Here is a 24,336-nt window from a genome sequence, read left to right as displayed (position 1 = left end):
GCGGCGACGGCAGAACAACCGATGGATGTGCTTCCAGACTGTGAGCCGACTTTGGCATTAACGAACAAAGCCTAACGAAATTAACCATTTCCGGCAGTTTGCGTTTACAGATTATTAACTTTCTCTACCCTCGGCGGCGTCGAGGGGTGCGGGACTAGGCGGAGACGACACGATGTTTCAGAGCTATGCACCGACGGTGGGCGGCCAGGCTGCTGCCGAGATCGCCGACGGAGAGGTGATCGAGACGATCCGCCGTCACGCCGGATTCCTGCCGGAGGTCCAGCTCGCCTATGAGCAGGAGCTGCGCCTGCTCTGGGTCACGATCAAGCCGGAGCTGAAGCCGGTCTTCACGCTGCAGCTGCTCGAAAGCCTCGGCAAGGTGCAGCAGGCGATCATCGACCTCTGGGGCGCGCCCGAGCAGTATCATAGCGCGCCGGTGCGCTTCCTCGCCTTCCGCGGTACCGGGCCGTTCTTCACCCTCGGCGGCGATCTCGACTTCTATCTCGACTGCCTCGCCAAGAACGACCGCCCGGCGCTTGCGGAATATGCCCGGCTCTCGGTCGAAGGCGCGCTGCGCAATGCCAGCGGCCTCAACGGCATGGCCGTGACCCTGTCGACGATCCATGCCAAGGCGATCGGCGGCGGCATCGACGCACCGCGCTCATGCAACGTCATGATCGCCGAGGAGCAGGCCTCGTTCGTCTACCCCGAGATCAAGTTCAACCATTTCCCGATCACCGCCGTCGGCGTGCTGTCGCGCCGGATGGGCCCGCGCGCCGCCGAGCACATGCTGCAATCGGGCGAGGAGATGAGCGCGGCCGAGTTCCTGGCGGCGGGCGGGCTGGAGGCGGTGGTGCCGACCGGCACGGGCGAGGACTGGATCCGCAAATACGCCTCCGACTCGCTGCCGATCCACGCAGCCCGCACCGCGCTGTTCTCGGCCTTCAATCGCCGTGCCGGCAATCTGCGCGAAGAGCTCGAATATCTCGGCCAGCTCTGGACCGACTGCATGCTGCGCCTGCACCCGAGCGCGATCTCCAAGCTGCAGCGCATCGCCCAGACGCAGGACCGCATGCTGGCCCGCGTCTATCAGCGCGGCCCGGAGGAAGCACTCGCCAACGTCGGCGCCGCCTGAGCGGACAGCGGAAAGCCCCGGTGCGGTCGGCGTTCGCGCCGATCGCGCGACTCCGCCGCGTAACCCTCATGAAACTTTTACCTTTCCCTCTTAAAGCCGTTAGATGATGCGGCAAAGGAAGGGGTCGTTCACCCGCCTCTCCAGTGACCGTCACAAGGCAGGAGTGGATGGCGGGAGTGGCGAACCGGTTGCATAGCGCCAGCGCCGATAGAGCGATCGCAGAGCAGCCGGCCGGACACGACGGCCGGAGCGCGGTCGATCTCGCCGATTATCGCCTGCTGGTCTCCTCGCTGTTCTCCTCGCCGGGCTCGATCATCCCGGGCGGGATCGCCGGCATTCTCACGCCTTTCCTGTGCTGGATCTCGACCGGTGCCGAGCTGTTCATGGCGTTGACGATCTGCGTCGCGCTGGTCGTCGTCATGCGGATCATCACCGTGGTCCGCTATCGCCGCCTCGACCATGCCGAGGACACGCTCGCCCAGACCACGCGCTGGGACCGGGAGTATTTCTTCGGCGCGACCGTATTCAGCGCCGTGCTCGGCTTCAGCTGCTATGCCGCGCTGGCCTGGACCGACGATCCTGCCGCCCACATCACCTCGGTATCGTCGACGATCGCGCTTGCCTCCGGCTATGTCGCGCGCAATGCCGGGCGGCCGAAATTCGTCGCCGTCCAGTTGCTGACCTTCTGCGTGCCGATGGCGGTCGGCCTGATCCAGGCGCACAATCCCTACTACCAGTACATCGGCTATTTCGCCTTCCTGTATGTCGTCGCCAATATCGCGATCACCAACTCGCTGCACCGCAACCTGCTTGCGCTGAGCGACGCGACCAAGCAATCCAAGGCGCTGGCGACAGCACTGCGCTCGCAGAACCTGACGCTCGACGCCGCGCTCAACACGATGATCCACGGCCTGGCGATGTTCGACCGCAAGCTCGACCTTGCGGTCTCGAACGCGCCACATGCAGCCCTTTACGGCATTCCCGAGACACTCGCCTTGCCGGGCACGCCGATCAGCGCGATCGCGCGCTTCCTGGTCGAGCGGCAAGTGATGACGCCAGAGCAGGTCCGCGACATCAAGGCGGCCCTCGACGGTGTCCAGGCGACGCAGCAGGCGGCCATCTACGAATTGCAGTCGCGTAACGGCCGCATGCTCGTCGTCACCATCGCGCCCGCGGCCGAGGGCGGCGTGCTGATGCTGACCGAAGACGCCACCGAGCGGAAGGCGACCGAAGCGCGGATCGAGCAGATGGCGCGCTTCGACGAGCTGACCGGGCTCGCCAACCGCTTCGAGTTCAATACACAGCTCGCCGAGGCTTTCCGCCGGCAGGAGCGGACCGGCGAGACCTTCGCGCTGCTCTATATCGACCTCGACGGTTTCAAGCAGGTCAACGACAATCTCGGCCACGACATCGGGGACCGGGTGCTGGTCCAGACGGCGGCGCGGCTGAAGAGCGCGATCCGCCACAACGACCTGCTCGCCCGCTTCGGCGGCGACGAGTTCGTCCTGATCCTGCCGGCGACCGATGTCGCGACGGTCAGGATGATCGCGCAGCGTATGATCGAGGCAATGGACCGCGCCTTCGAGCTCGACACCAAGACCGTCTACGTCACGGCCAGCATCGGCATCGCGCTCGCCCCAGTGGACGGCGCGATCCCGGCCGACCTGCTGCGCCATGCCGACACCGCGCTCTACAAGGCCAAGGCGGCCGGTCGCAACACTGCGACCTTCTTCGACCCGGCGATGGCCGAGGAGATGCTCGAACGCCACGAGATCGAGGTCGACCTGCGTCAGGCGACCACCGAAGGCGCGCTGGAGCTCTACTATCAGCCGATCATCGACCTGCGCACGCAGGAGATCGTGACGCGCGAGGCGCTGATGCGCTGGCGGCACCCGACCCGCGGCATGGTCCCGCCAGGCGTCTTCATCCCAATCGCCGAGCAATCCGGCCTGATCGCCGGCATGGGCGACTGGGCCATCCGCCAGGCCTGCCGCGACGCAGCGAAATGGCCGGGCGGCATCGGCGTCTCCGTCAACATCTCGCCGCTGCAGTTCCGCGAGCCGGGCCGGATCGTCGAGACCGTCAAGAATGCGCTGCTGCTCGCCCATCTCGCGCCGGGCCGCCTGACGCTCGAAGTGACGGAATCGCTGCTCATCGAGGACAACAAGACGACGCTCGACGTCATCAACGAGTTGCGCGCGATCGGCGTGAAGTTCGCGCTCGACGATTTCGGGACGGGCTATTCCTCCCTCGCCTATCTCTCGACCTACCCGTTCTCGCAGGTCAAGATCGACCAAAGCTTCAGCCGCGACGTCAACAGCGACGAGGCTTCCAAGGCGGTGATCGAGGCGGTCTGCCAGCTTGCCCGGCGCCTGTCGATGAACGTCGTCGTCGAGGGGATCGAGACCGAGGCACAGCGCATGGCGGTGCAACTGCTCGGCGCCCAGCGCGCCCAGGGCTATCTGTTCGGCCGGCCGCAGCCGGTATCGGAATTCAGCAAGGGCGACGAGCCGCGCAAGATCGCCTGAGGGCGGCTGGACCATCGTCCCGCCCGAATTGACTGCTTCCACCCGGTTATCGCAGCAGCGAGCTTGATTCCGCCGCAACGGCAACGCATCTGCACGAGCAAGCTAGAGCAGGATGCGAAAAAGTGGGAACCGGTTTTTCGCATTGATCCTGCTCTAACCCTTTGAGGAGAGACGGATTCAGATTTCAGTTGGCATCGCCTTGCGATTCCAACTGAAATCATCCGGCTCTAGCGACCGGGAGATGCGGCGTGAGCCAAACCGCCAGCCCTGCAGCCAGCAAGGAGCCGCTGACGCCGGACATCTGCGTCATCGGCGATACACCCGGCGGGCTCGCAGTCGCGACCGCGGCCGCGCTGTTCGGCGTCCGGACGGTGCTGGTCCGGCAGAGCGGCAGCGCGCCGTCCTTCAGCCAGGGTGCACGCGGCCAGGCCCTGCGGGCCGTGGCCCAGCACGCGCGGGCCATTGCTGATGCCCAGGCCTTCGGCATCGCAGCGGGGACCAGCGAGATCGATTACGGGCGCGTGCGCGCCCATCTCGACCAGGTGTCGGCGAAACTGGCCGCCAACGACTCGGATGAGCGCCTCGCAGCGCTCGGTGTCCTCGTGATCAAGGGCGAGGCGCACTTCCAGAATCGCCGCCAGATCGCCGTGGGCGAGAGCGTGGTCAAGGCGCGCCGCTTCGTCGTCGCAACGGGATCGCTACCGGCGCTGCCCGATATTCCCGGCCTGGCCGAGCTGCCCGTCGTCACCGAGGACAGCATCTTCGAGTTGGTCAAGCGCCCCGAGCGGCTGATCGTGCTCGGCGGCACGGCGGCTGCGGTCGAGCTGGCGCAAGCGATGCGCGCGCTCGGCAGCGAGGTCGCCCTGATCGCCCGGGACGGGCTCCTGCTGGACGAGGACCCCGAAGCGGTCGGGGTGCTCCGTCGGGCCTTGCTCAGCGACGGCATCGCCTTGCACGAAGGCCGGCCGATCCTGCGGGCCGAGAGCCATCGCCAGCGCCCTCGCCTCGTTCTCGACGGCGAGATCAGGATCGACGGCACACATCTGTTCGTCGCGAATGGGCGCAAACCCAATATCGCAGGCCTGGAACTCGACCTCGCCGGCGTCCGCAGCGACGAGACCGGCATCATCGTCGATGCCTCGCTGAGGACCGCCAATCGCAACATCTACGCCGTCGGCGATTGCGCCGGGGGCGCGGCCGCCGGAACGACGTCCAGCCATGCCGCGCAGCATCAGGCCGGCCTCGTGCTCCGCAACGCCCTGTTCCGCCAGCCGACCCGCTTCAGGCGTGAATGGGTCCCCCGCACGGTCCATGGCCGGCCCGAACTGGCATGCATTGGCCTGAGCGAGGCGCAGGCGCGCGCGCTGGGCGAAATCCGGGTGCTGCGCTTCCCCTATGCCGAGAGCGGACGCGCCCAGGCCGAGCGACAAACGGAAGGGCTGGTCAAGCTGATGACCGACCGCAAGGGCGGTATTCTCGGCGTCGTCATCGCCGGGGCGCAGGCGTCCGAATTGATCGTGCCCTGGGGGCTCGCCATCCAGAAGCGGATGAACGTCAAGGAGATGGCCGGATTGATAGTGCCATCTCAAAGCCTGTCGGAGCTGTCGCAGAAAGCGGCGCTCTCCTTCCAGGCGCCGCTCGCGGCAAAACCGGGCATCCGCCGCCTCATCGGCTTCCTCAGCCGTTTCGGATAGACTGGCTGTTGATGTCAGTAAGACGGTTCGATCCCAACACCCTGTCGATCAGCGTAGCGCGCGGGCCGACGCAGCTCGGCCTCTCGGCCAAGCTGCTCGTGCTCACCATCCTGTTCGTGATGTTGGCCGAGGTGCTGATCTACCTGCCTTCGGTCGCGAACTTCCGGCGCAACTGGCTGAACGATCGGCTCGCAGCGGCGCAGATCGCCGTGCTGGTGCTCGAAAACGCCCCCGCGGAGGGCCTGCCCGAGGGCAGCGAAGAGCGGCTGCTGGCCGGCGTCGGCGCCTCCGCCATCGCGGCACGCGTCGGCGGGGCGCGCCGGCTGCTCAGCCTCGATTCGATGCCGCACGAAGTCGCCAGGACCGTCGACCTGCGCGACCAGAGCTGGATGCAGTCGATCGTCGAATCGGTGGCGACGCTGGTCAGCCCCTCGCATGAGATGCCGATCCGGGTGGTGGGACAGGCGGTCGGCGCCGCCGACTTCGTCGAGATCGTCATCGACGAGCGGCCGCTGCACCGGGCCATGCTGAAATTCTCGGTCAACCTGACGCTGGTCACGCTGATCATCTCGATCCTGACCGCCGGGCTGGTCTATCTCTCGCTGAACTGGCTGATCGTGCAGCCGATCCGGCATCTCGCCGCAAATGTGATGGAGTTCGAGCACGACCCGGAGAATCCGCGCCGTATCATCGAACCGACTGAACGCGCCGACGAGATCGGCGAGGCGCAGCGGGCGCTGGCACGCATGCAGGCGACGCTCGCCGACGACCTCAGAGCCAAGAAGCATCTCGCCGAGCTCGGCTTGGCCGTCAGCAAGATCAACCACGACCTGCGCAACATGCTGGCCGCGGCGCAATTGATGTCGGACCGGCTGACCGAGACGCGCGACCCGAAGATCCGGCGCTTCGCACCACGGCTGATCGCGACGCTCGGGCGCGCCATCGATTTCTGCCAGGCGACGCTCGCCTATGGCCGGGCCACCGAGGCGACGCCGGCACTGCGCGATGTGGCGCTGCGACAGCTCGTCGCCGAACAGGCCGAGTTGCTCGGCCTCGGCGAGAACGGCGCGATCGGCTTCGTCAACGAGGTTCCGGCCGAGGTGGTCGCCCCCTGTGATCCCGACCAGATGGCACGGGTGCTCTCCAACCTGATGCGCAATGCGATCCAGGCGCTCGACAGCATCATGGAAGCCGGCGAGCGCAGCCCGATGCTCCGGATCAGCGCCGGCCGGCGTCATGAAGAGATCGTCCTGCGCATCGCCGACAACGGGCCCGGCGTGCCGCCGCGGGCGCGCGAGAACCTGTTCCAGGCCTTCCGTGGCTCGGTCAATCCTGGCGGCACCGGGCTCGGCCTCGCCATCGCCGCCGAGCTGGTGCGGCTGCATGGCGGCATGATCGCGCTGGAGCCGTCCGAGGTCGGCGCGGTGTTCACGGTGTCACTGCCGGCGCAGCGCATAGCTGCCTGATTTTCAACCCTCTCCGATCATCCCGGACGAGCGGCGAAGCGCCGATCCAGGATCCATTCCGGAGCCTATCCGAAAGAGGTTCCGGAATAGGTCCCTGAGTCTTCGCTTCGCTACGCCCGGGACGACCCGCGCCTTTTCGGTGAGGAAGCGCCCTCGGCTGCGCCTACTGGCTCGCCCAGATCACCCGCGCCATGAAGGCGATCTCGGCGAGCGCGAGCACGCGATCTGCATGCTCGGGATTGAGCGAGGCGAGCTCGACCGTCTTGGCGGTCTGGCGCCTGAGCTGCTTGGCCAGCACCTCGCCTTCGACGGTCTTGACCACGACCCGGTCGCCGCGGCGGATCGCAGCGCCGGGCGAGACGATGATGGTGTCGCCGTCGCGATAGAGCGGCAGCATCGAATCGCCGGCGATCTCGAGCGCATAGGCCTTCTCGTCCTGCAGGCCGGGAAAGGCGACCTCGTCCCAACCGGAGCCGACCGGAAAGCCGCCATCGTCGAAGAAGCCGCCGGAGCCGGCCTGGGCGAAGCCGATCAGCGGAATCGTATGGGCCGGCGGCATGCCGCGGCGCAGCACATTCATGAACTCATCGAACGAGGCGCCGGTGGCGGAGAGAATCTTGGCGATCGATTCGGTCGAAGGCCAGCGCTCGCGCCCGTCAGCACTAAGCCGCTTCGAGCGGTTGAAGGTGGTGGCGTCGAGCCCGGCCTTGCGAGCGAGGCCCGACGGCGTCAGGCCATAACGCTGGGCGAGCGTGTCGATCGCACTCCAGATCTGGTCATGGGACAGCATCGCGGGGAGGCCTCGTTCCTGATGGTGCCGGCGGCGCAAAGCGGGGATTGAAATAGGAAATATCCCCTATCCTATAAGAATTCAATCTGATTTATCGCTCTGATTGGCTCGGCATGCCGCTTTTTCAATTTCAGACAGCGCGCCGACGGGCGCGGGCCGGCACCCGGCAAAGAAAACGGCGAACCGGTCCGGCGCGACACGCTTTCCCCTTTTGCCGACGGCCGTCAGGCGATATGTCCGCAACATGCCGCTCATCTACAAGATCTGTCCCGAGGCGCTCTGGCGCGAAGCCGAGGCCGTAGGCCTTTTCCAAGGAGCGCCGGTCGACCTCGCCGACGGCTTCATCCATTTCTCGACCGGCGCGCAGGCCCGCGAAACCGCTGCCAGGCATTTCGCCGGCCAGGACGGGCTGCTGCTGATCGCCATCGACGATGCCGTGCTCGGCGCGGCCCTGCGCTACGAGCCATCGCGAGGCGGGGCGCTGTTCCCGCATCTCTACGCCACGCTCGCCCCCAAGCAGGCGCGCTGGATCGCGCCGCTGCCGTTGGGCGAAGCCGGCCATGTGTTTCCGGAGGATGTCGCGTGATCGGAGCGCTGTTCGGCCTGGCGCGGCCGCTGATCCACAAGCTCGACGCGGAGCAGGCTCACCGGCTGACGATCGCGGCACTGTCGGCCGCGCCTCCGCTGCGGCCGGCGGCCGATCCGCCGTCGCTGGCGGTCGAGGCCTTCGGACTACGCTTTGCCAATCCGGTCGGTCTCGCTGCCGGCTTCGACAAGCATGCCGAAGCTGTCGACGGCGCGCTGGGCCTCGGCTTCGGCTTCGTCGAGGTCGGCGGGGTGACGCCGCTGCCGCAGCCGGGCAATCCACGCCCGCGCGTCTTCCGCTTGCCGGAGGACGAGGCCGTGATCAACCGCTACGGCCTCAACAGCGACGGCATGGAGGCGGTCGCGGCAAGGCTTCAAGCCCGCCGCAAGAAGAGCGGCATCGTCGCCGTCAACCTCGGTGCCAACAAGGACTCGGTTGATCGCAGCGCCGACTACGCGGTGCTGGCCGGCCGGCTCGCCCCGCTCGCCGATTTCCTCACCGTCAACGTCTCTTCGCCGAACACGCCTGGGCTGCGCGACCTCCAGGCCGAGGACGCGCTCGACGACCTGATCGCGCGCACCCTCGCCGCCCGCGACGAGGCCGCCGCCGGGGGCAAGCCGACGCCCGTGCTGATCAAGATCGCGCCCGACCTCTCCCTGCCCGAGCTCGACGGCATGGTCGCGGTCGCCCGCCGCCGCAAGGTCGACGGCATGATCGTCTCGAACACGACGATCGCGCGGCCGGACAGCCTGCGCAGCGGCAACAAGGCCGAGACCGGCGGCCTCTCGGGCAAGCCGCTCTTTGTAGCCTCGACGCGCATCCTCGCCGAGACCTTCCTGCGCGTGGAGCGGCAATTCCCGCTGATCGGCGTCGGCGGCATCGACTCCGCGCAGACGGCCTTCGCCAAGATCCGGGCCGGGGCGAGCCTAGTGCAGTTCTATTCGGCGATGGTGTTCAAGGGCCCGGGCCTGGTCGGCGAGGTCAAGCGCGGGCTCGACATGCAAGTGCGCAAGGCCGGGCTGCCGCGCCTAGACGCGCTGATCGGGCGCGACGCGGAAGCGATCGCGCGGGGCGATGGGCTGTAGGGGCTAGCGCTTCGAGGCGAACAGTCGGCTGATCAGCCAGAGCGGCACGACGACGAGCGCACCGGCGAGCGCCCAGCCGCCGACCTCGCGGACCGCGTCGAAGCCCATATCGGTGAGCGAGCGGACGAAGCGCAGCGCCGAGTCGAACAGGCCGCGCGGTGACAGGCCGAGGAAGGCCATCGCCGCGCCGACCAGTAGCGAGATGAAGAACAGGCGCACGAGGACGCTGAGGACGGAACCGCCCAGGAAACGCTCGGTGCCACCGCCATTGGCCATGGGAATCCCCTTCGGATCGACCGCGAGAGACAAATCAGACCCCGCTTGAACCGGGCCTGAACGCCGCCGTCAACCGCGGCGTCTCAGCTCGTCGCCGAAGCACCCTGCGCCGCCCAGCCGGCGCCGGCGATCTTGGCGGCGGCGATCACGGCCTGGGTGCGGCTGTCGACGTTGAGCTTGGTCAGGATCGCCGAGACATGCGCCTTGACCGTCGCCTCGGAGACGCCGAGCTCATAGGCGATCTGCTTGTTGAGCAGCCCTTCCGACAGCATCATCAGCACGCGCACCTGCTGCGGCGTCAGCGTCGCGAGGCGACGGACCATGTCGGCGGTCTCATGGTCGACAGGGGCGGAGAGATCGACGCCGGGCGGGGTCCAGACGCCGCCGTCGAGCACGGCCTGGATCGCCTCCCCCATCTGCGCGACCTCGGCGGTCTTGGGCAGGAAGCCGAGCGCGCCGAACTCGATGCAGCGGCGGATCACGGCGGGATCGTCATTGGCCGAGACGACGATGACCGGGATCTCGGGATAGGAGGCGCGCAGGAAGAGCAGGCCGGAAAAGCCCTGCACGCCCGGCATGGAGAGATCGAGCAGGATGAGGTCGATGTCCGAGGCTTCGGCGAGCGCCTGGCCGAGCGCCTCCAGCGAGCCGACCTCGCTGACCTCGGAGCCGGCCAGCGCATGCGAGACCGCCTGCCGCAGGGCGCCGCGGAAGAGCGGATGATCGTCCGCGATCACGATCCGTGTCATCATGCCCTCCGCGCGCCGAAGCCCGGCAAGATGCCGCGCGATTCCCCCTTGCACGTTCAAGCGCCCCCCATCTTACCCTGTCAATGCTCCAATCGCAGGGAGACACAGCGGATCGCTAATTGGCGGGGAGCAGCGCCTCCAATGTCTCGATCCGGTCGGCCTCGCCCGGCGGCTTGTCCCAGCGGATTCGGTTGATGCGGGGAAAGCGCATGGCGACGCCGGATTTGTGCCGCGTCGAGCGCTGCAGCCCCTCGAACGCCACCTCGAAGACGAGACCGCTTGCGAGCGTATGCGTGACCTCGCGCACCGGGCCGAAGCGGTTCAGAGTGTTCTTGCGGACATAGCGGTCGATCTCGATCAGTTCCTCGTCGGTGAATCCGAAATAGGCTTTTCCCACCGGAACGAGTTCATCCGCTCCCGCCTCCCCAACCCGCCAGACGCCAAAGGTGTAGTCGGAATAGAAGGAGGAGCGTTTGCCGTGGCCACGCTGGGCATACATCAGCACGCAATCGACCAGCCGGGCATCGCGTTTCCATTTGTACCAGTAGCCCTTGGGGCGGCCCGGCAAATAAGGCGAATCGAGCCGCTTCAGCATGCAGCCCTCGACCGCCTCGGCATCTGCGCCCGCCCCGGCGGAAGCCGGATCGGCACGCGCCTCGGTCAGTTCCTCCCAGCTTGCGAAGGTAATGCGCGGCGAGAGGTCGAAGCGGGCGTTGTCGAGCCTGCCGAGAAAGGCCTCGAGCCGGGTCCGCCGCTCCGTGTAGGGAAGGGCACGCAGATCATCGTCGGCTTCGGCCAGGAGATCGTAGGCGCGGATATGGGCCGGGAATTCGGCCAGCATCTTCGGCGTCACCTGCTTGCGGTTGAGCCGTTGCTGCAAGGTGTTGAAGCTCTGGACGACGCCGTCGCGCATCACCAGCAATTCGCCGTCGATCGCGCCGTCCTCGGTCAGCGCCTCGGTGAGATCCGGAAAGGCGCCGCCGATCTCCTCGCCGGTGCGGGAATAGAGGCGCACGACGCGGCTGCCATCGGGGCGCGTGCCGGCGACGGCCTGGACACGGATGCCGTCCCATTTCCATTCGGCGGCGAATTCGTCGGCGTTCAGCTTGCCGAAATCGCCGTCCTCGATCGCATGCGAGAGCATGACCGGGCGGAACGGCGCCGGATCGGTCGCCTCCGGCCGTGCGCCCGCGCCCTCCAGCCAGGCGAAGAGCGCGGTGTAAGGCGGCTCCAGCCCATGCCAGACCTGCTCGACCTCGTCGGCTGGTATGCCGCCGAGGCTCGCGGCGGCGGTCTTGGCGAGACGGGCGGAGACGCCGATGCGGAGCGATCCGGTGATCAGCTTGAGCAGGGCCCAGCGGCCGGTCTCGTCAAGCGCGTCGAGCCAGGAGGCGATCAGGCGCGGCAGCTCGGTCTTGCCGGAGCTGCGCAGGCCGGCGACGACGTCGGGCAAATGCGGCACGTCGTTCGCACCATGCCGGGCCGGCCACATCAATGCGACCGTTTCGGAGAGGTCGCCGACATAGTCATAGGACAGGGCGAACAGGACAGGGTCGACGCGCTCGGCGATCAAGGCGCGGATCAGGCCGGGCTTGGCGTTCTGGAAGACCAGCCCGCCAGTCATCGCCGCCAGGGCATAGCCGCGATCGGGGTCGGGCGTGGTGCGCAGGTAATCGGCGATCAACGCGAGCTTGCCGTTGCGGCGCGGCTCATAGGCGAGGCGGTCGAGCAGCCAGGCGAAGCGGTTCATGCGGACGCCTCCGCAGGCTTGGCCTCGGGTTCGGCCTCGCCCTCGTCGCCATATCCGACGAGATGGAGCGGCATGCCCTTGAGGCCGACCGTGCCGCACCAATGCGCCAGCGCCTCGGCCTCGCCATGGGTGATCCAGATCTCGTTCGCCTGGACCTCGCGGATCGTCGCCTGAAGGTCGTCCCAATCGGCATGGTCGGAGATGATCAGCGGCAGCTCGACGCCCTTCTGGCGCGCTCGTGCCCTGACCCGCATCCAGCCCGAGGCGAAGGCAGTGACCGGATCGGGGAAGCGGCGCGACCAGAGGTCCTGGATCGCGCTCGGCGGGCAGATGACGATCTCGCCGGCGAACGCCTTGCGTCCCTCGGCCTTGCGCCCGCTCGGCTCGACCTTGCGGATTTCGCCGAGCGGGATGCCCTGCGCCTGGTAGAACTCGGTGATCTTCTCGACCGCGCCATGGATGAAGATCGGCCGCTCATAGCCGGCCTCGCGGATCAGCGCCATCAGGCGCTGCGCCTTGCCCAGCGAATAGGCGCCGACGATGTGGGTGCGATCGGGGAAGAGCCGGACGGAATCGAGCAGCTTAGCCGCCTCGGCATCGGCTGGCGGGTGGCGAAACACCGGCAGGCCGAAGGTCGCCTCGGTGATGAAGACGTCGCAGGGCACGGGCTCGAAGGGCGCGCAGGTCGGGTCGCGCTCTCGCTTGTAGTCGCCGGAGACGACGATGCGCAGACCCTTGTGCTCGACCACGATCTGGGCGGAGCCGAGGACATGGCCGGCCGGGACGAAGCGGAAATCGACCGCGCCGATGCGGGTTGTCTCGCCGGGAGCGGCCACCTGCTGCGAGCCGGTGAAAGCCTCGCCATAGCGCAGCGCCATGATCGCCAGCGTCTCTGATGTCGCCAGGACCGCGCCATGGCCGGCGCGGGCATGATCGGAATGGCCATGGGTGATCAGCGCCCGCGCCAACGGGCGGACCGGATCGATGTAGATATCGGCCGCCGGGCAATAGAGGCCGGCCGGCGTCGGCGTCAGCAGATCGGAAGGCTTCATCGTCTGGCCAGTGTCATCTGCCTTCGGTAAACCCGCAGCATGATCGAAAAGGGCAGCAGCGTGTACTCCGCCAGTTCCGGGGATGAACGTCTCGACCGTCGCTATGCCTGGGCCGAGGCGGCGTTAAAGGATGGCGACCCGCAGGCGGCGATCGACATCCTCGATCAAACGCTCGCCGAGAACTACGGTTTCACCGCCGCCTGGCATCTTTACGGGCTGGCCCAGGAGGCGCTCGGGCACAATGAGGAGGCCGCGACCGCCTGGCGGCAATGCCTCGACCTCGATCCGAACGACCATGTCGGCGCCAAGCTCGACCTCGCCCGCATCGGCGCGCTGCCGGCCGAGCAGGCGACCTCCGAGAACTTCTCCGGCGCACTGTTCGATGCTTACGCCGAGCGCTTCGACAGCCATCTGGTCGGGACGCTGCAGTATCAGGCGCCGGCGCTGCTGAAGGACGCGCTGGCGCGGTATTGCGAGCAGGCTGGCCGGCCCTTCAAGTTCGGGACGGCCCTCGATCTCGGCTGTGGCACCGGGTTGATGGGCGAAGCGATCCGCGCCGAGACCGAATTCCTCGCGGGCTGCGATCTGTCGCCTCGGATGATCGCCAAGGCGCAGGCCAAGACGCGCGAGGATGGCGGGCCGCTCTACGACAAGCTCGCGACCGCCGGCCTCACGGCCTTTCTGGCGAGCCGGCCCGACGCCTGCGCCGATCTCGTCATCGCCGCCGACGTCTTCGTCTATCTCGGCGATCTCGCCCCGTGCTTCCATCAGAGCGCGCGGGTGCTCAAGACAGGCGGGCTCCTCGCCTTCACCGTGCAGAGCCATGACGGCGAGGGCATCACCGTCGGGCAGGACCGGCGCTTCGCCCATGCCGAGAGCTGGATCAGGGAGGCGCTCGCCGAAGCCGGGCTGAGGCCCGTATTGGTCGAGCCACGTAGCACGAGGATCGATCGCGGCCAGCCGGTGCCGGGGCTGCTGGTCATCGCCGAGCGCCGCTGAGGGCACGAGGCCGGCGCCAGTCTAGGCCGCCTCCGACCGCATATCCCCGGCATCGACGCCCTCGACGGCGCGCAGGGCCGGGATGGCGAAATCAGTGAAGGCGCGCACGACCGGGCGCATGAAGCGCACCGAAGGAAAGGTCCAGAAGGCCTCGGTCGGCTTGACCTCGTAATCCGGCAGGATTCTGACGAGGCTTCCTGCCGCGAGTTCTTCCGTGACGAGCAGATGCTGGACGGGGCCGGCAGCCCGGCCGGACAGCAGGGTCGCGGTGACAGCGTCGGCGTGGTTGACACGCATGATCGGCCGCACCGGTACGTTGATGCTCTCTCCTCCTCGCTGCAGCGGGAGGCTATCGCGGGGCGATAGCAGCGTTGCAGAAGTCACGACATCGATCTCAGACAGCTGCGCCGGCGTCCCAATCGGCCCCGATCGGGCCAGGAACTGCGGGGAAGCGACAAGGATGCGGCGCACCAGGCCAAGCCGCCTGACGATCAGTTCCTGGCCATCCGGCCGGCCGTAGCGCAGCGCGAGATCGAACCCCTCATAAACCAGATCGACCGCGCGATTCTCCAGAACCAGATCGATGGTTACGCTGGGATGGCGCTCCTGAAAGGCCAGCGCGATCGGATGGAGATGCTTGGCGCCGATGCAGGACGGCGCATGCACGCGCAACAGCCCTTCGATCGCGCCCATCTCGTGGCGAACGCCTTCCAACGCCGCATCGATTGTCGCGAGGGCGCTCCTACTGGCCTCATAGAGCGTTATGCCCTGCGCGGTCGGCCGGACCATGCGGGCTGAGCGCTCCAATAGGCGCGCTCCGACATGCCGCTCGAGATTGCGCAGCTGCTTGGTGACGGCCGGTTGCGACACCGACAGATCGCGCGCTGCGGCGGTGACCGAGCCACGCTCCACGACGTGCACGAAAGCTCTCAGGGCGGCGGCGATATCCATGCATAGCCATTGGTTATGATATCCATGACCTCATAACGGATCGACGCTGCCGCGGCAAATTGCTCTATCGTCGCACCGATCCCGTCACGCGAGCCGATAGCTGAAATGCCCATCGACCGACGCCGCTTGCTGCTCGGCAGCCCATTCCTTTTGTCCGGCTGCGTGACGAGACCCGCGCCCGAACTTTCCAGCCAATCGCCCGCCGGACGCCTCGACACGTTCGATGCCGACTATGCCTCGATCTATGCAGCCGTCGACGGCGAGCCTTTTCCGGTGCCGGCCATCGACCTCAGCGAAATCGAGCCCGAATTCCTGCGGCGGGAGGTCGGCTATCGCACGGCCGAGCGGCCTGGAACTGTGGTCGTCGATCCTGGCGAACGCTACGCCTACCTCGTCGGCGAAGGCGGACGCGCGATCCGCTACGGCATCGGCGTCGGCAAGGAAGAGGGCTTCAACTTCCGCGGCGCCGCGACGATAGCGCGCAAGGCGCAATGGCCGCGCTGGACGCCGACGCAGGATATGATCCGCCGCGAACCGCAGCGCTATGGCCGCTATGCGGGCGGCCTGGCAGGCGGCGCCGGCAACCCGCTCGGCCCGCGCGCGCTCTACCTCTATCGCGACGGTCGCGACACGCTCTACCGGCTGCACGGCACCGTCGAGCCGTGGACGATCGGGGGGATGGTTTCGTCCGGCTGCATCCGGCTGCTGAACCAGGACATCATGGATCTTTATCGGCGCGTGCCGGTCGGCAGCAGGGTCGTCGTATTGGGATCAAGCGGCAACCCGGCCGTCTGAAAGGCGAGAGACCACCGTTCCCTTTTCGTTCGGCAGAGCCTATCTCTGTCGCTCGATGGATGCGCCCTCGCCTCTCCCGCCCGCCTTCTCCGCCTGGTTCGCCAGCCGCGGCTGGAGCGTCAGGGCGCATCAGCTCGCTCTGCTGGAGGAAGCGCGGGCGGGGCGCTCGACCCTGCTGGTGGCACCGACCGGCGCCGGCAAGACGCTCGCCGGTTTCCTGCCCTCGCTGGTCGAACTGACCCAGCGCGGCGGCGAACGCGACGGCCTGCATACGCTTTATGTCTCGCCGCTGAAGGCGCTCGCGGTCGACATCGCGCGCAATCTGGAGACGCCGATCAGGGAAATGGGCCTCTCGGTGAAGGTCGAGACGCGTACCGGCGACACCTCGCCGGCCAAGCGCGCGCGCCAGATCGAGCGCCCGCCCGACATCCTCCTGACGACGCCGGAACAGCTCGCGCTCCTGGTCTCTCACCGCGACGCCAAGCCGTTCTTCGCGAACCTACGCCGCGTCGTGCTCGACGAGCTGCATGCGCTGGTCACCTCCAAGCGCGGCGACCTGCTCTCGCTCGACCTCGCCCGCCTGCGCATGCTGGCGCCGCAGATGAGCGCCGTGGGCCTGTCGGCGACGGTGCGCGAGCCGGCGGACCTGCAAGCCTATCTGGGCGGCGCCGGCACTCCGTCCGGCCTCGTCACCGTCAAGGGCGGCGCACAAGCGCAGATCGGCATCATGCATACGAGCCGGCGGCTGCCGCTGGCGGGCCATGTCACCGCCCATGCAGTCGGCGACATCTATGCGGCGATCCAAGCGCATAAGCTGACGCTGGTCTTCGTCAACACGCGCATGCAGGCCGAGTTCATGTTCCAGGCGCTGTGGAGCGTGAACGAGGAGACGCTGCCGATCGCATTGCATCACGGCTCGCTCGATGTCGGCCAGCGCCGCAAGGTCGAAGCGGCGATGGCGGCGGGCAAGCTGAAAGCCGTCGTCTGCACCGCGACGCTCGATCTCGGCATCGACTGGGGCGATGTCGACCTCGTCGTCAATGTCGGCGCGCCGAAGGGCGCCAGCCGCCTGATGCAGCGCATCGGCCGCTCCAACCACCGCATGGACGAGCCTTCGCAGGCGCTTCTCGTGCCCTCGAACCGCTTCGAACTGCTCGAATGCCGGGCTGCGCTCGATGCCGTGGCGGAGGCGGCGCAGGATACGCCGCCGCCGCGGTTAGGGGCGCTCGACGTGCTCGCCCAGCATGTGCTGGGGGTGGCCTGCTCCGACGGTTTCGAGCCCGACGCGCTCTATCGGGAGATCTTGACAGCTTCGCCCTATGCCGGTCTCGACCGCGCTGATTTCGACGCCGTGGTCGATTTCGTCGCGACCGGCGGCTATGCGCTGAAGAGCTATGAACGCTTCGCCAAGCTGCGGCGGAGCAAGGACGGGCTCTATCGCGCCAGCAACGCCCGCGTGATCCAGCAATACCGCATGAACATCGGCACCATCGTCGAGTCGACCATGCTCAAGGTCCGGCTCGGCCGCTCCAGGCCGGCTCGTCCCGGCGGCCAGAAGATGCTCAGCCGCGGCGGGCGCGTGCTCGGCGAGCTCGAAGAGTATTTCGCCGAGACGATGACGCCAGGCGACACCTTCGTCTTCGCCGGCGAGGTGCTGCGCTTCGAGGGCATCGTCGAGAACGAGGTGGTCTGCTCGCGCACCAGCGCCGGAACCGACCCGAAGATCCCGTCCTATGCCGGCGGCAAGTTCCCGCTCTCGACCTTCCTTGCGGCGCGGGTCCGCGCCATCCTGGCGACGCCGAAGGAATGGGCGAAGCTCCCCGACGAGGTCTCTTCCTGGCTGCATGCGCAAAGGCTGAAATCGCGCCTGCCCAAGCCCGGCGAGCTTCTTGTCGAGACCTTCCCGCGCGCCGGGCGCTTCTTCCTCGTCGCCTACCCGTTCGAGGGCCGCCTCGCCCACCAGACGCTCGGCATGCTGCTGACGCGACGGCTGGAGCGGGCCCGGCTGAAGCCGCTGGGCTTTGTCTGCAACGACTATGGCATCGCCGTCTGGACGCTCGGCGACATGGGCGCGGCGATCGCGCGCGGGGCGCTTTCGCTCGACGATCTCTTCGCGCAGGACATGCTCGGCGACGATCTCGAGGAGTGGCTGGCCGAATCGGCGCTGATGAAGCGCACCTTCCGCTCCTGTGCCGTGATCGGCGGCCTGATCGAGCGTCGTTTCCCCGGCCAGGAGAAGAGCGGGCGGCAGGTGACGATCTCGACCGACCTAGTCTACGACGTGCTGCGGCGGCACCAGCCCGACCATGTGCTCCTGCGCGCCGCGCGCGCCGACGCGGCGACGGGCTTGCTCGACATCGGCCGCCTGGGTCAGATGCTGACACGGATCAGCGGGCGAATCGTGCATCAGCCGCTCGATCACGTCTCGCCGCTCTCGGTCTCGGTCATGCTCGAGATCGGGCGCGAGGCGGTCCATGGCGAAGCGGCCGACGAGATCCTGGCGGAGGCGGAAGCGCAGATGCTCGAAGAGGCGATGGCGTGAACCTGGCGGCGAAGGAAACCGGAGAGGTGGCAGCCGAGGCGTTCATGCTCGGCCGGTTGGCTGTCGTGCCCGACCTGTCCGGCGCGCTCTATCTGCCGGACGAGCGCACGCTCGTCGTCACCGACCTGCATCTGGAGAAGGGCTCGGCCTATGCGGCGCGCGGCGTGCTGCTGCCGCCCTATGATTCCGCCGCGACATTGCGGCTGCTCGGCGCCGCGATCCTGCGCTACCAGCCGGCACGCGTGATCGCCCTCGGCGATTCCTTCCATGACCGCGGCGCCGAGGCGCGGATCGACGAAAGCTGCCTTGCGAGCTTGCGCGCCTGCCAGGCCGGCCGCGACTGGCTCTGGATCAGCGGCAACCACGACCCGATGATCTCGGCGGCGATGGGCGGCACGGTAGCCGGTGAGCTCGAGCTTCGCGGCGTCATGCTGCGGCACGAGCCAAGCCCCGCCGGTGCGCTGCCGGAGATCGCCGGGCATCTGCACCCCGCCGCCAAGGTCCGCATGCGCGGCCGGGCGCTGCGCCGGCGCTGCTTTGCGATCTCGCCGAGCCGCTGCGTCATGCCGGCGATGGGCGCCTATGCCGGCGGTCTCAATGTCCGGGACATCGCCTTCCGGCCGCTGTTCAGCCTGGGCTTTTGCGCCCATCTTCTCGGCGACGGCAGGCTCTTCCGCATCGACCCGCGCCTGCTGCTGCCGGACTGAAGGCGCACGGAGATCGGACCTGTGACCCCTCCCGTGTGAAGGGAGTGCTCAACAGCCCTTCATTTTCATGTGCAGGGATATGTGCGGAACAGGTTGCGTCGGGGCGGGGCTTGTGGCATCAGGACGCCGCTTCGGAACGGCGCGGCGCTTTCCAGGTCCTCGATCGACCCGAAACGCCTGCATAAGCACGGTCCTGCTGCGGTAGCTCAGTGGTAGAGCACTCCATTGGTAATGGAGAGGTCGAGAGTTCAATCCTCTCTCGCAGCACCAGCCTTTTTAGCAAGAAAATCAATGCGTTATGTCGTTTTGGCTGTAATGGCCAAGGCTGCATTTCTGCGCATTTATGCGCGGAACAAACCATGAATATTGACACATATCCGTGCAAAAGCCGTGCAGGGGCGTTTTTGCTTTGTTCACGGATGTTCGTCTGTGGGAAAAATGTTACGCCGTCAGCCAACCGCCTAACCCGCGGCCAGGCTCCGGAGCGGCAGGGTCGAAATGCCGTAGCCGGAGCCGCCTTGCGTGCGGCGGCTATGAGGATGCGAGCTCGCGCGCCAAGTCCGCGCCGTAGCGCTCAATGTAGGCAAGCAGGCGCGCTACGCTTTCGGGCGCGCCGTCAGCTGCGTAGCGCTGGCTTGTGCGGCCCGTGACCCCGAGCAGGGGCGCGGCGCCTACGATCGACAGACCGAGCCGCTGGAGGGCGGCCCGGTAAGCTTCGGGCGTCATACCAAGAAGCCCTCGATGCGAGCCAGATAGTTGAGGCGCTGGCGGGCGCTCATCTGCGCGAAGAACCTCGCCGCGCTCTCAGCGCCGACCGCGTTCCAGCGATCGGGTGTGCGGATGGCGCGGAAATTGGTGGCAGCGTCTTCGTCAAGGCCGATCTCTTCGCGCGCCCAGCGGCTCATGTCGCGCACCTCATCAGTCGCCTGCGACCAGCATGTGGCGTTGGCTGGAAACTTGGCGAGGATTGCAGCCTTGAGATCATCAGCCGTCATGTTGATGCTCAGTGCGGTCATGTCCGTCTCCCTTGCAGATGAATCGTTCATACGACAGTTCGTCGTATACGTCAATATGTCGTAGCAAAGAAAAAGGCGCCCGAAGGCGCCTAACCAATGCTTATTTTTTCACACCCCTCCGGCACGTGGGAGAGGGCGGAGCCGTAGTAGCGCGCGCGAGCCGGGTTGCGCGCCCAATCAGCGTAGTGAGCCCATTCAAGGGCTCCGCACCCCATGCGGCGAAACACTCGGCGGTCTAGGCCGTGACGCTTCGGCTCTACAAAGAAAACGGCGCTCATCAGAGCGCCGCCTTATCGGAGGCAGCAACCTTGCGCGCGCAGTCGGCGAGGTACTCGCCAAGAGCGCAGTCGAAGGTGGCGCGGCTGAGAAGCGCGCTTGCCGACATTCCGACCTTCTGTGCGGTTCGCTCAAATAGGGCCGGCAGGACATAAGCGTCCTCAACGGCGACGTTATAGCGGGAGGCGAAAACGACAAAGGCGGAAGCCATGGAAGGAGCCCTCCTTGGGGCCGTGGCGCTTGCGGGATTGCCGCGCCGCTGTGTCTCTTCGTTCGTGAAATGAACATAGACGACAGTTTGTCGTACGTCAATATGTCATACGAAAAAACGTCTCATAAAAAAACCCCGCACAAGGCGGGGTTGGTGGCGCGTCGCCGATTCAGCTCGTCGTCACATAAGAGGGATATCGATATTGCCATCCCTCGCTGTGCGGAACCGGCGCCATGATGGCGTCTTCCGGCACCGTGTCGGCTGGCCACCACGACAGGTAAAGTCCCTGCCCGTTGAGCGCAGCAATGAAGCGGCGGTTCCAACCGTCGTCCGTTTCGCCGGCATTGATCGACGCGGCTTCCATCCTGGCAATAATGTCGTTGTGCTGCATGGCGTCCTCAATTCAACTTCAACTTGGGCGGACGCCTAAACCGGTAGCGCGTCGCGCCCTCAATAGCGGCTTTCTGCTCGTCCGTGGCGAACACCGACACGTAGACGGCTGATCGGCTGTAGCGGTGATTGAACGGCCATATCTCTCCGACGTAAGCGCCAACCGACAGGACGGCCGCGAAGAACTCGCCAAGGCTGGCTTTTGTGAGGTTTGGGCTGGCGTAGTCGTCGGTATGCCACCAGCGAGCGCCCGCATGCTTTAGCGAAATCGGCTCGCTGCCGCTGAGCACCGGACGCATATCCATCACGGCGTGATAGAAATCCGCCTTTGGTAGTTCCCTGTTCTCTTGCTCATTTACCCAAGCCAAGACACGGTTGAATGCGTCCCACTGAGCGCTGCGACGGATCGCTTGCGCCTGCGCTTCCTCCATCACCTTCACCCCTTCGGCTGCGCCATAGGCGGCAGCACATAAAACACGAGATCGCCCTCGTTCTGGTCTGCGCCCGTGCCGGCTCGCCCCCTGACCGGCAAACCCTTCTCAAGCGCGGCCTGCGCGGATCCGGCTTGTTTGCGGGCCTGCTCGGTCGCGGGAATGGTGTGGAGGCGCGCGCCGTCTGGCGTGGCAATCAGCAGCAGCACCATGCCCCTGGCTTCATCCACACTGGCGTGCACTACGTCGAACTCGCCCTTGGGGGCAGTCGCTACCGCGTAGCCAAGCAGGCTCGAGCCGTAAGCGTAGAATGCCAGCGGCAAGGCGACCAGCGCGGGGATGGCGAAGGCCAACCACCTCCGCCGCGATGTTTCCACCAACAGCCACGCCAGCGGCGCCAGAACGGCCAGCGTGGCGGCTACGGTTAGGGTTAGCATGGGCGGGGCTCCTGACCAGCGTGCCAGGCCCGCACCCGTTTTGCCTCGTTCAAGCAGTAGTGCGCTTGCGTATTGGCCAGGATGCCACCTGCGGCAGACGTGAACCACGGCGTAATCATCACGCCTCCATCCCGCCCCGCCGCGATTTCCTCACACACTCCGGTTGCTGACTCCATGGCGTACGCCAGAACACGTCGCATGTAGCCCGGCGCCGCAAGAAAGGCCGCGGTCAGAGCTACCTTGGAAAGCGCAATACGCACCTTTTCCATCACTTCCCCACCATCCTAGTTTGCGCCTCATAGGGCTCAGCGGATCCATCGGCCCGCACATTCATCGCCGCCAGCGTCCGCTCCTGGCCCGGCATGTCGAAGGTGATGGCGCGCTCGCTGACCACCGAATACGGATTGAGCTTGAGCACGCGCATTTTCACAGATGCCGGGCCCGCCAGCCGATAGGCATGGGCATTGAACTCGTAGCGCCCTGGCTCGATCGCCCGAACCGTCACGATCTCTCTGCGGTCGACCACAGAGCCGTTGCCGTTGCCTGTGTTGTCCTGGTCAAGGAACATCGTTTCGGTCCGCCTCGAGCCGAAGAACACGATCTTCCCGTCGGGGCCCTTGGCGTACAGGTCGACGTCGCTGGCGCTGCCGTCATCCCATGTGAGCTCAATCAAGAACTCGGCCTTCGGCGTCAGGACTCCGGCTTGCGGCGGGCGCGGCGTGTCGAATGTCGCCAGGACGAACAGCGCCACAAACACCATCAGCACCGACATGGCGAAATCAAAAAATGGAGCCGGAAGGTCGGGGGATGTGCGGGTGGTCATGTCGCGAGAGCCCAGACAAGCCACGCTAGAAGCGAGGCAATCGCAGCCAAGGGTAAGTACAGAAGCGCCAAGAACATTCCCGCAACTGCGCCGCCAAGGTCACTACCGGCGGGGGCGCAGTTTAGGCGCCAAAGCGCAAGGGCGAAGGCAATGGCAGTGAACAGCGCTGGTGCCAACCACCAGCCAATTGTGATTGACAGCGTCACAGCTTTTCCTCCAAGGCGGCGTCGAAGCTGGAAACCCACTCGGCAAGAGCCTTGAACTTCGCCCAAGTCTCGTCATCGGTGCCGGCGCTTTCGCACTCACGGGCAAGGCGCTCGACTAGGGGATATTCGCCGAAATCCGGCAGCCCCTCACGCATCGCGGCGATAGCGGCGCGGGCTGCTGCTTCCCGAACCTGCGCCAGGTTCTCAGTGGTGATCGGTTCGGGCCACCCGTCCCACGCCCGCTTGTTAGCGGCGGCGACGCGCTCAATCATCGTGGTCATGTGCGCATTCCCCAAGTCGGCAGCGTTCGATACATGCCAGCCATGCAGGCAACCGCTGCGATGCCCCAGGCAACCGCGCCGGCGACGAGCCGCCATACGGACATCGACTGCGGCGCGGCCTCAATCCAGTGCGGAAATAACAGGTGGCCAACGTCGCGCGCCATCACGACCGCACCTCGCGAGCCGCAAGCATGGCGTCGGCGTACTGGTAAGCTGTGAGTGCTGCTCCGTGACGAGGCTCAACAAACCCGGGGCGTTTGCCGGTTGCATCCTTAACGAAGTCCCAGAAATGCGGCGTTGCCATCATTCCCGTCAGCGCCTGCCCGGCAAACCAATCGCGTAAAGACATGCCTTTCGCCCAGTCAGACGCGATTGCCTGCGGAAACGCCGGCCCACCATCCATAGCCATCACCTAGCCTCCAAAATCTGAACCTGCTTTTCCAGGCAGAGAAACCCGACCAACCCCACAATGCTGGTCAAAAACTTTGTCGCCACGGCGCGTATAAATTCGGCCTTGAACGTCGGCGGGATTGAGCCGTCAGCCGGCAGGTTCGCCATGACCTGAAACGCCAGGTACAGGCCAATGAACGTGCCGAGGATCCCGATGTAAGACATGTCTTTTGCCAGATGCCGGACGAAGCCATAGTCGGTATCACCGCTCCAGACCTTCCACCCGAGCCACGCCGTGCTGGCGGCGTAGAGCGCCAGGACAACGAACCCGAGGCCAGTGGCGTCCTGCTTGGCCAGCACTGCGAAGAAGCCCAGCAGCCAGGCCACAGCCGCGCCAACGAACGTAAGGCAGGACCAGAGCCACCAGCGGAGATGGGCGCGGTTCATGACGCGTCTCCGATTTCGCGGAACTCTACCGGCAGACCGGCATAGCGCGCGGCTTCAATGCCGTACTCCATGCCCTTGCTGATGCCGCGATCCAGGTAGACAACACTAGCGTCGGCAACGCGCCGCCAGGCTAGGCCCGCGTCGATACCGTGCTTCCGCTCCTCCGGTATCTCGTCGTCAAGCACCCCCGGCTGCGTATAAAGGAGGTGGGAAGCAATCGGCGCCTCGCCTCGCAACAAGCTGTCTCTAACGCAGCGGCGCGCGTATTCGACGTTGGTCTCAACGTCGCCGGCATAGGGGCTTTCGACGATAACGAGCCGCAT

General features: G+C 66.4%; 28 protein-coding genes and 1 tRNA gene. 11 read left to right on the top strand and 18 right to left on the bottom strand.

Going from position 1 to position 24,336, the window contains the following annotated elements:
• Positions 1-172: 172 nt before the first annotated feature.
• The 4 genes from CXY91_RS10595 (at position 173) to CXY91_RS10580 (ending at position 6,823) form a co-directional block, all read left to right on the top strand.
• A complete protein-coding gene (locus CXY91_RS10595; protein ID WP_100961143.1) occupies positions 173-1,135 on the top strand; it encodes an enoyl-CoA hydratase-related protein in 963 nt (320 codons plus the stop codon).
• Between the two features lie 176 nt (positions 1,136-1,311).
• On the top strand, positions 1,312-3,663 hold the full coding sequence (locus CXY91_RS10590) for a putative bifunctional diguanylate cyclase/phosphodiesterase (protein ID WP_158673360.1): 2,352 nt from the start codon (positions 1,312-1,314) through the stop codon (positions 3,661-3,663).
• 248 nt (positions 3,664-3,911) lie between these two features.
• Positions 3,912-5,357 carry a dihydrolipoyl dehydrogenase family protein gene (locus CXY91_RS10585; protein WP_100961141.1) on the top strand — a complete coding sequence of 482 codons (1,446 nt, stop codon included), beginning with the start codon at positions 3,912-3,914 and terminating at the stop codon, positions 5,355-5,357.
• Positions 5,358-5,368: 11 nt separating this feature from the next.
• Complete coding sequence (locus CXY91_RS10580) at positions 5,369-6,823, top strand: sensor histidine kinase (RefSeq protein ID WP_100961138.1); 1,455 nt, start codon at positions 5,369-5,371, stop codon at positions 6,821-6,823.
• A 163-nt stretch (positions 6,824-6,986) separates the two neighbouring features.
• Here the strand turns inward: CXY91_RS10580 and CXY91_RS10575 are convergent, their stop codons facing one another.
• Together CXY91_RS10575 and CXY91_RS30150 are read right to left on the bottom strand one after the other, a co-directional pair.
• Positions 6,987-7,613, bottom strand: coding sequence for a S24 family peptidase (locus CXY91_RS10575; RefSeq protein WP_091833949.1), 627 nt, complete (start codon positions 7,611-7,613; stop codon positions 6,987-6,989).
• Positions 7,614-7,694: 81 nt separating this feature from the next.
• Positions 7,695-7,868, bottom strand: a complete 174-nt coding sequence (locus tag CXY91_RS30150; protein WP_158673359.1) for a hypothetical protein — start codon at positions 7,866-7,868, stop codon at positions 7,695-7,697.
• On the opposite strand from CXY91_RS30150, the gene CXY91_RS10570 reads away from it, so the two are divergent.
• Entirely contained in the window at positions 7,858-8,199 is a 342-nt protein-coding gene (locus CXY91_RS10570; RefSeq protein WP_091833946.1) for a DUF952 domain-containing protein, read from the top strand. The genes CXY91_RS30150 and CXY91_RS10570 overlap by 11 nt on opposite strands.
• Positions 8,196-9,284: a quinone-dependent dihydroorotate dehydrogenase gene (locus CXY91_RS10565; RefSeq protein ID WP_100961136.1), complete on the top strand. Its 1,089-nt coding sequence runs from the start codon at positions 8,196-8,198 to the stop codon at positions 9,282-9,284. The genes CXY91_RS10570 and CXY91_RS10565 overlap by 4 nt, the downstream gene beginning before the upstream one ends.
• Positions 9,285-9,287: 3 nt before the next feature.
• On the opposite strand, the gene CXY91_RS10560 is transcribed toward CXY91_RS10565, so the two are convergent.
• The 4 genes from CXY91_RS10560 to CXY91_RS10545 all read right to left on the bottom strand — a co-directional run bounded on the left by CXY91_RS10560 (position 9,288) and on the right by CXY91_RS10545 (position 13,111).
• Complete coding sequence (locus CXY91_RS10560; RefSeq protein ID WP_100961135.1) at positions 9,288-9,560, bottom strand: DUF6460 domain-containing protein; 273 nt, start codon at positions 9,558-9,560, stop codon at positions 9,288-9,290.
• 83 nt (positions 9,561-9,643) lie between these two features.
• A complete protein-coding gene (locus CXY91_RS10555; protein WP_425285432.1) occupies positions 9,644-10,309 on the bottom strand; it encodes a response regulator in 666 nt (221 codons plus the stop codon).
• Positions 10,310-10,424: 115 nt separating this feature from the next.
• Positions 10,425-12,059 carry a cisplatin damage response ATP-dependent DNA ligase gene (locus CXY91_RS10550; protein ID WP_100961133.1) on the bottom strand — a complete coding sequence of 545 codons (1,635 nt, stop codon included), beginning with the start codon at positions 12,057-12,059 and terminating at the stop codon, positions 10,425-10,427.
• Positions 12,056-13,111 carry a ligase-associated DNA damage response exonuclease gene (locus tag CXY91_RS10545; RefSeq protein WP_100961131.1) on the bottom strand — a complete coding sequence of 352 codons (1,056 nt, stop codon included), beginning with the start codon at positions 13,109-13,111 and terminating at the stop codon, positions 12,056-12,058. Before CXY91_RS10545 ends, CXY91_RS10550 begins: the two co-directional genes overlap by 4 nt.
• Positions 13,112-13,171: 60 nt before the next feature.
• Between CXY91_RS10545 and CXY91_RS10540 the strand changes: the two genes are divergently transcribed.
• The gene (locus CXY91_RS10540) at positions 13,172-14,110 is read left to right on the top strand and encodes a methyltransferase domain-containing protein (RefSeq protein WP_158673358.1); all 939 of its coding nucleotides are present in this window, start codon (positions 13,172-13,174) and stop codon (positions 14,108-14,110) included.
• Positions 14,111-14,131: 21 nt separating this feature from the next.
• On the opposite strand, the gene CXY91_RS10535 is transcribed toward CXY91_RS10540, so the two are convergent.
• Positions 14,132-15,061: a LysR family transcriptional regulator gene (locus CXY91_RS10535; RefSeq protein WP_091833914.1), complete on the bottom strand. Its 930-nt coding sequence runs from the start codon at positions 15,059-15,061 to the stop codon at positions 14,132-14,134.
• 105 nt (positions 15,062-15,166) lie between these two features.
• Here CXY91_RS10535 and CXY91_RS10530 point away from each other — a divergent pair, with 105 nt between their 5' ends.
• The 4 genes from CXY91_RS10530 (at position 15,167) to CXY91_RS10515 (ending at position 19,375) form a co-directional block, all read left to right on the top strand.
• Positions 15,167-15,856 (top strand): L,D-transpeptidase, encoded by a 690-nt coding sequence (locus tag CXY91_RS10530; RefSeq protein ID WP_100961127.1) that lies wholly within the window; start codon positions 15,167-15,169, stop codon positions 15,854-15,856.
• A gap of 55 nt (positions 15,857-15,911) precedes the next feature.
• Positions 15,912-18,398 carry a ligase-associated DNA damage response DEXH box helicase gene (locus tag CXY91_RS10525; protein ID WP_100961125.1) on the top strand — a complete coding sequence of 829 codons (2,487 nt, stop codon included), beginning with the start codon at positions 15,912-15,914 and terminating at the stop codon, positions 18,396-18,398.
• A gap of 44 nt (positions 18,399-18,442) precedes the next feature.
• Positions 18,443-19,105, top strand: coding sequence for a ligase-associated DNA damage response endonuclease PdeM (pdeM, locus tag CXY91_RS10520; RefSeq protein ID WP_100961890.1), 663 nt, complete (start codon positions 18,443-18,445; stop codon positions 19,103-19,105).
• A 195-nt stretch (positions 19,106-19,300) separates the two neighbouring features.
• Positions 19,301-19,375: transfer RNA gene (locus CXY91_RS10515), tRNA-Thr, on the top strand.
• Positions 19,376-19,827: 452 nt separating this feature from the next.
• On the opposite strand, the gene CXY91_RS10505 is transcribed toward CXY91_RS10515, so the two are convergent.
• The 11 genes from CXY91_RS10505 to CXY91_RS10455 form a co-directional block, all read right to left on the bottom strand.
• Positions 19,828-20,121, bottom strand: a complete 294-nt coding sequence (locus tag CXY91_RS10505; RefSeq protein WP_100961121.1) for a hypothetical protein — start codon at positions 20,119-20,121, stop codon at positions 19,828-19,830.
• A 277-nt stretch (positions 20,122-20,398) separates the two neighbouring features.
• Positions 20,399-20,608, bottom strand: a complete 210-nt coding sequence (locus tag CXY91_RS10500; protein WP_100961119.1) for a hypothetical protein — start codon at positions 20,606-20,608, stop codon at positions 20,399-20,401.
• Between the two features lie 169 nt (positions 20,609-20,777).
• Complete coding sequence (locus CXY91_RS10495; RefSeq protein WP_100961117.1) at positions 20,778-20,999, bottom strand: hypothetical protein; 222 nt, start codon at positions 20,997-20,999, stop codon at positions 20,778-20,780.
• A 7-nt stretch (positions 21,000-21,006) separates the two neighbouring features.
• Positions 21,007-21,429 (bottom strand): hypothetical protein, encoded by a 423-nt coding sequence (locus tag CXY91_RS10490; protein WP_158673357.1) that lies wholly within the window; start codon positions 21,427-21,429, stop codon positions 21,007-21,009.
• A 5-nt stretch (positions 21,430-21,434) separates the two neighbouring features.
• Positions 21,435-21,866 (bottom strand): hypothetical protein, encoded by a 432-nt coding sequence (locus CXY91_RS10485; RefSeq protein ID WP_100961114.1) that lies wholly within the window; start codon positions 21,864-21,866, stop codon positions 21,435-21,437.
• Between the two features lie 268 nt (positions 21,867-22,134).
• The gene (locus tag CXY91_RS10475) at positions 22,135-22,689 is read right to left on the bottom strand and encodes a hypothetical protein (RefSeq protein ID WP_158673356.1); all 555 of its coding nucleotides are present in this window, start codon (positions 22,687-22,689) and stop codon (positions 22,135-22,137) included.
• A gap of 202 nt (positions 22,690-22,891) precedes the next feature.
• Positions 22,892-23,176 (bottom strand): hypothetical protein, encoded by a 285-nt coding sequence (locus CXY91_RS10470; RefSeq protein ID WP_100961108.1) that lies wholly within the window; start codon positions 23,174-23,176, stop codon positions 22,892-22,894.
• Entirely contained in the window at positions 23,173-23,340 is a 168-nt protein-coding gene (locus CXY91_RS30145; protein ID WP_158673355.1) for a hypothetical protein, read from the bottom strand. The genes CXY91_RS10470 and CXY91_RS30145 overlap by 4 nt, the downstream gene beginning before the upstream one ends.
• On the bottom strand, positions 23,340-23,585 hold the full coding sequence (locus CXY91_RS10465) for a hypothetical protein (RefSeq protein WP_100961106.1): 246 nt from the start codon (positions 23,583-23,585) through the stop codon (positions 23,340-23,342). The genes CXY91_RS30145 and CXY91_RS10465 overlap by 1 nt, the downstream gene beginning before the upstream one ends.
• Positions 23,585-24,013, bottom strand: coding sequence for a hypothetical protein (locus tag CXY91_RS10460; RefSeq protein WP_100961104.1), 429 nt, complete (start codon positions 24,011-24,013; stop codon positions 23,585-23,587). The genes CXY91_RS10465 and CXY91_RS10460 overlap by 1 nt, the downstream gene beginning before the upstream one ends.
• Positions 24,010-24,336: a DUF7768 domain-containing protein gene (locus CXY91_RS10455; protein ID WP_100961101.1), complete on the bottom strand. Its 327-nt coding sequence runs from the start codon at positions 24,334-24,336 to the stop codon at positions 24,010-24,012. Before CXY91_RS10455 ends, CXY91_RS10460 begins: the two co-directional genes overlap by 4 nt.

The sequence above is a fragment of the Allobosea sp. FBZP-16 genome (genome assembly GCF_002831785.1).
GTDB lineage: Bacteria > Pseudomonadota > Alphaproteobacteria > Rhizobiales > Beijerinckiaceae > Allobosea > Allobosea lupini.
The sequence above is the reverse complement of the archived record's forward strand: the minus strand, read 5'-3'. Positions and strand labels throughout refer to the sequence as shown.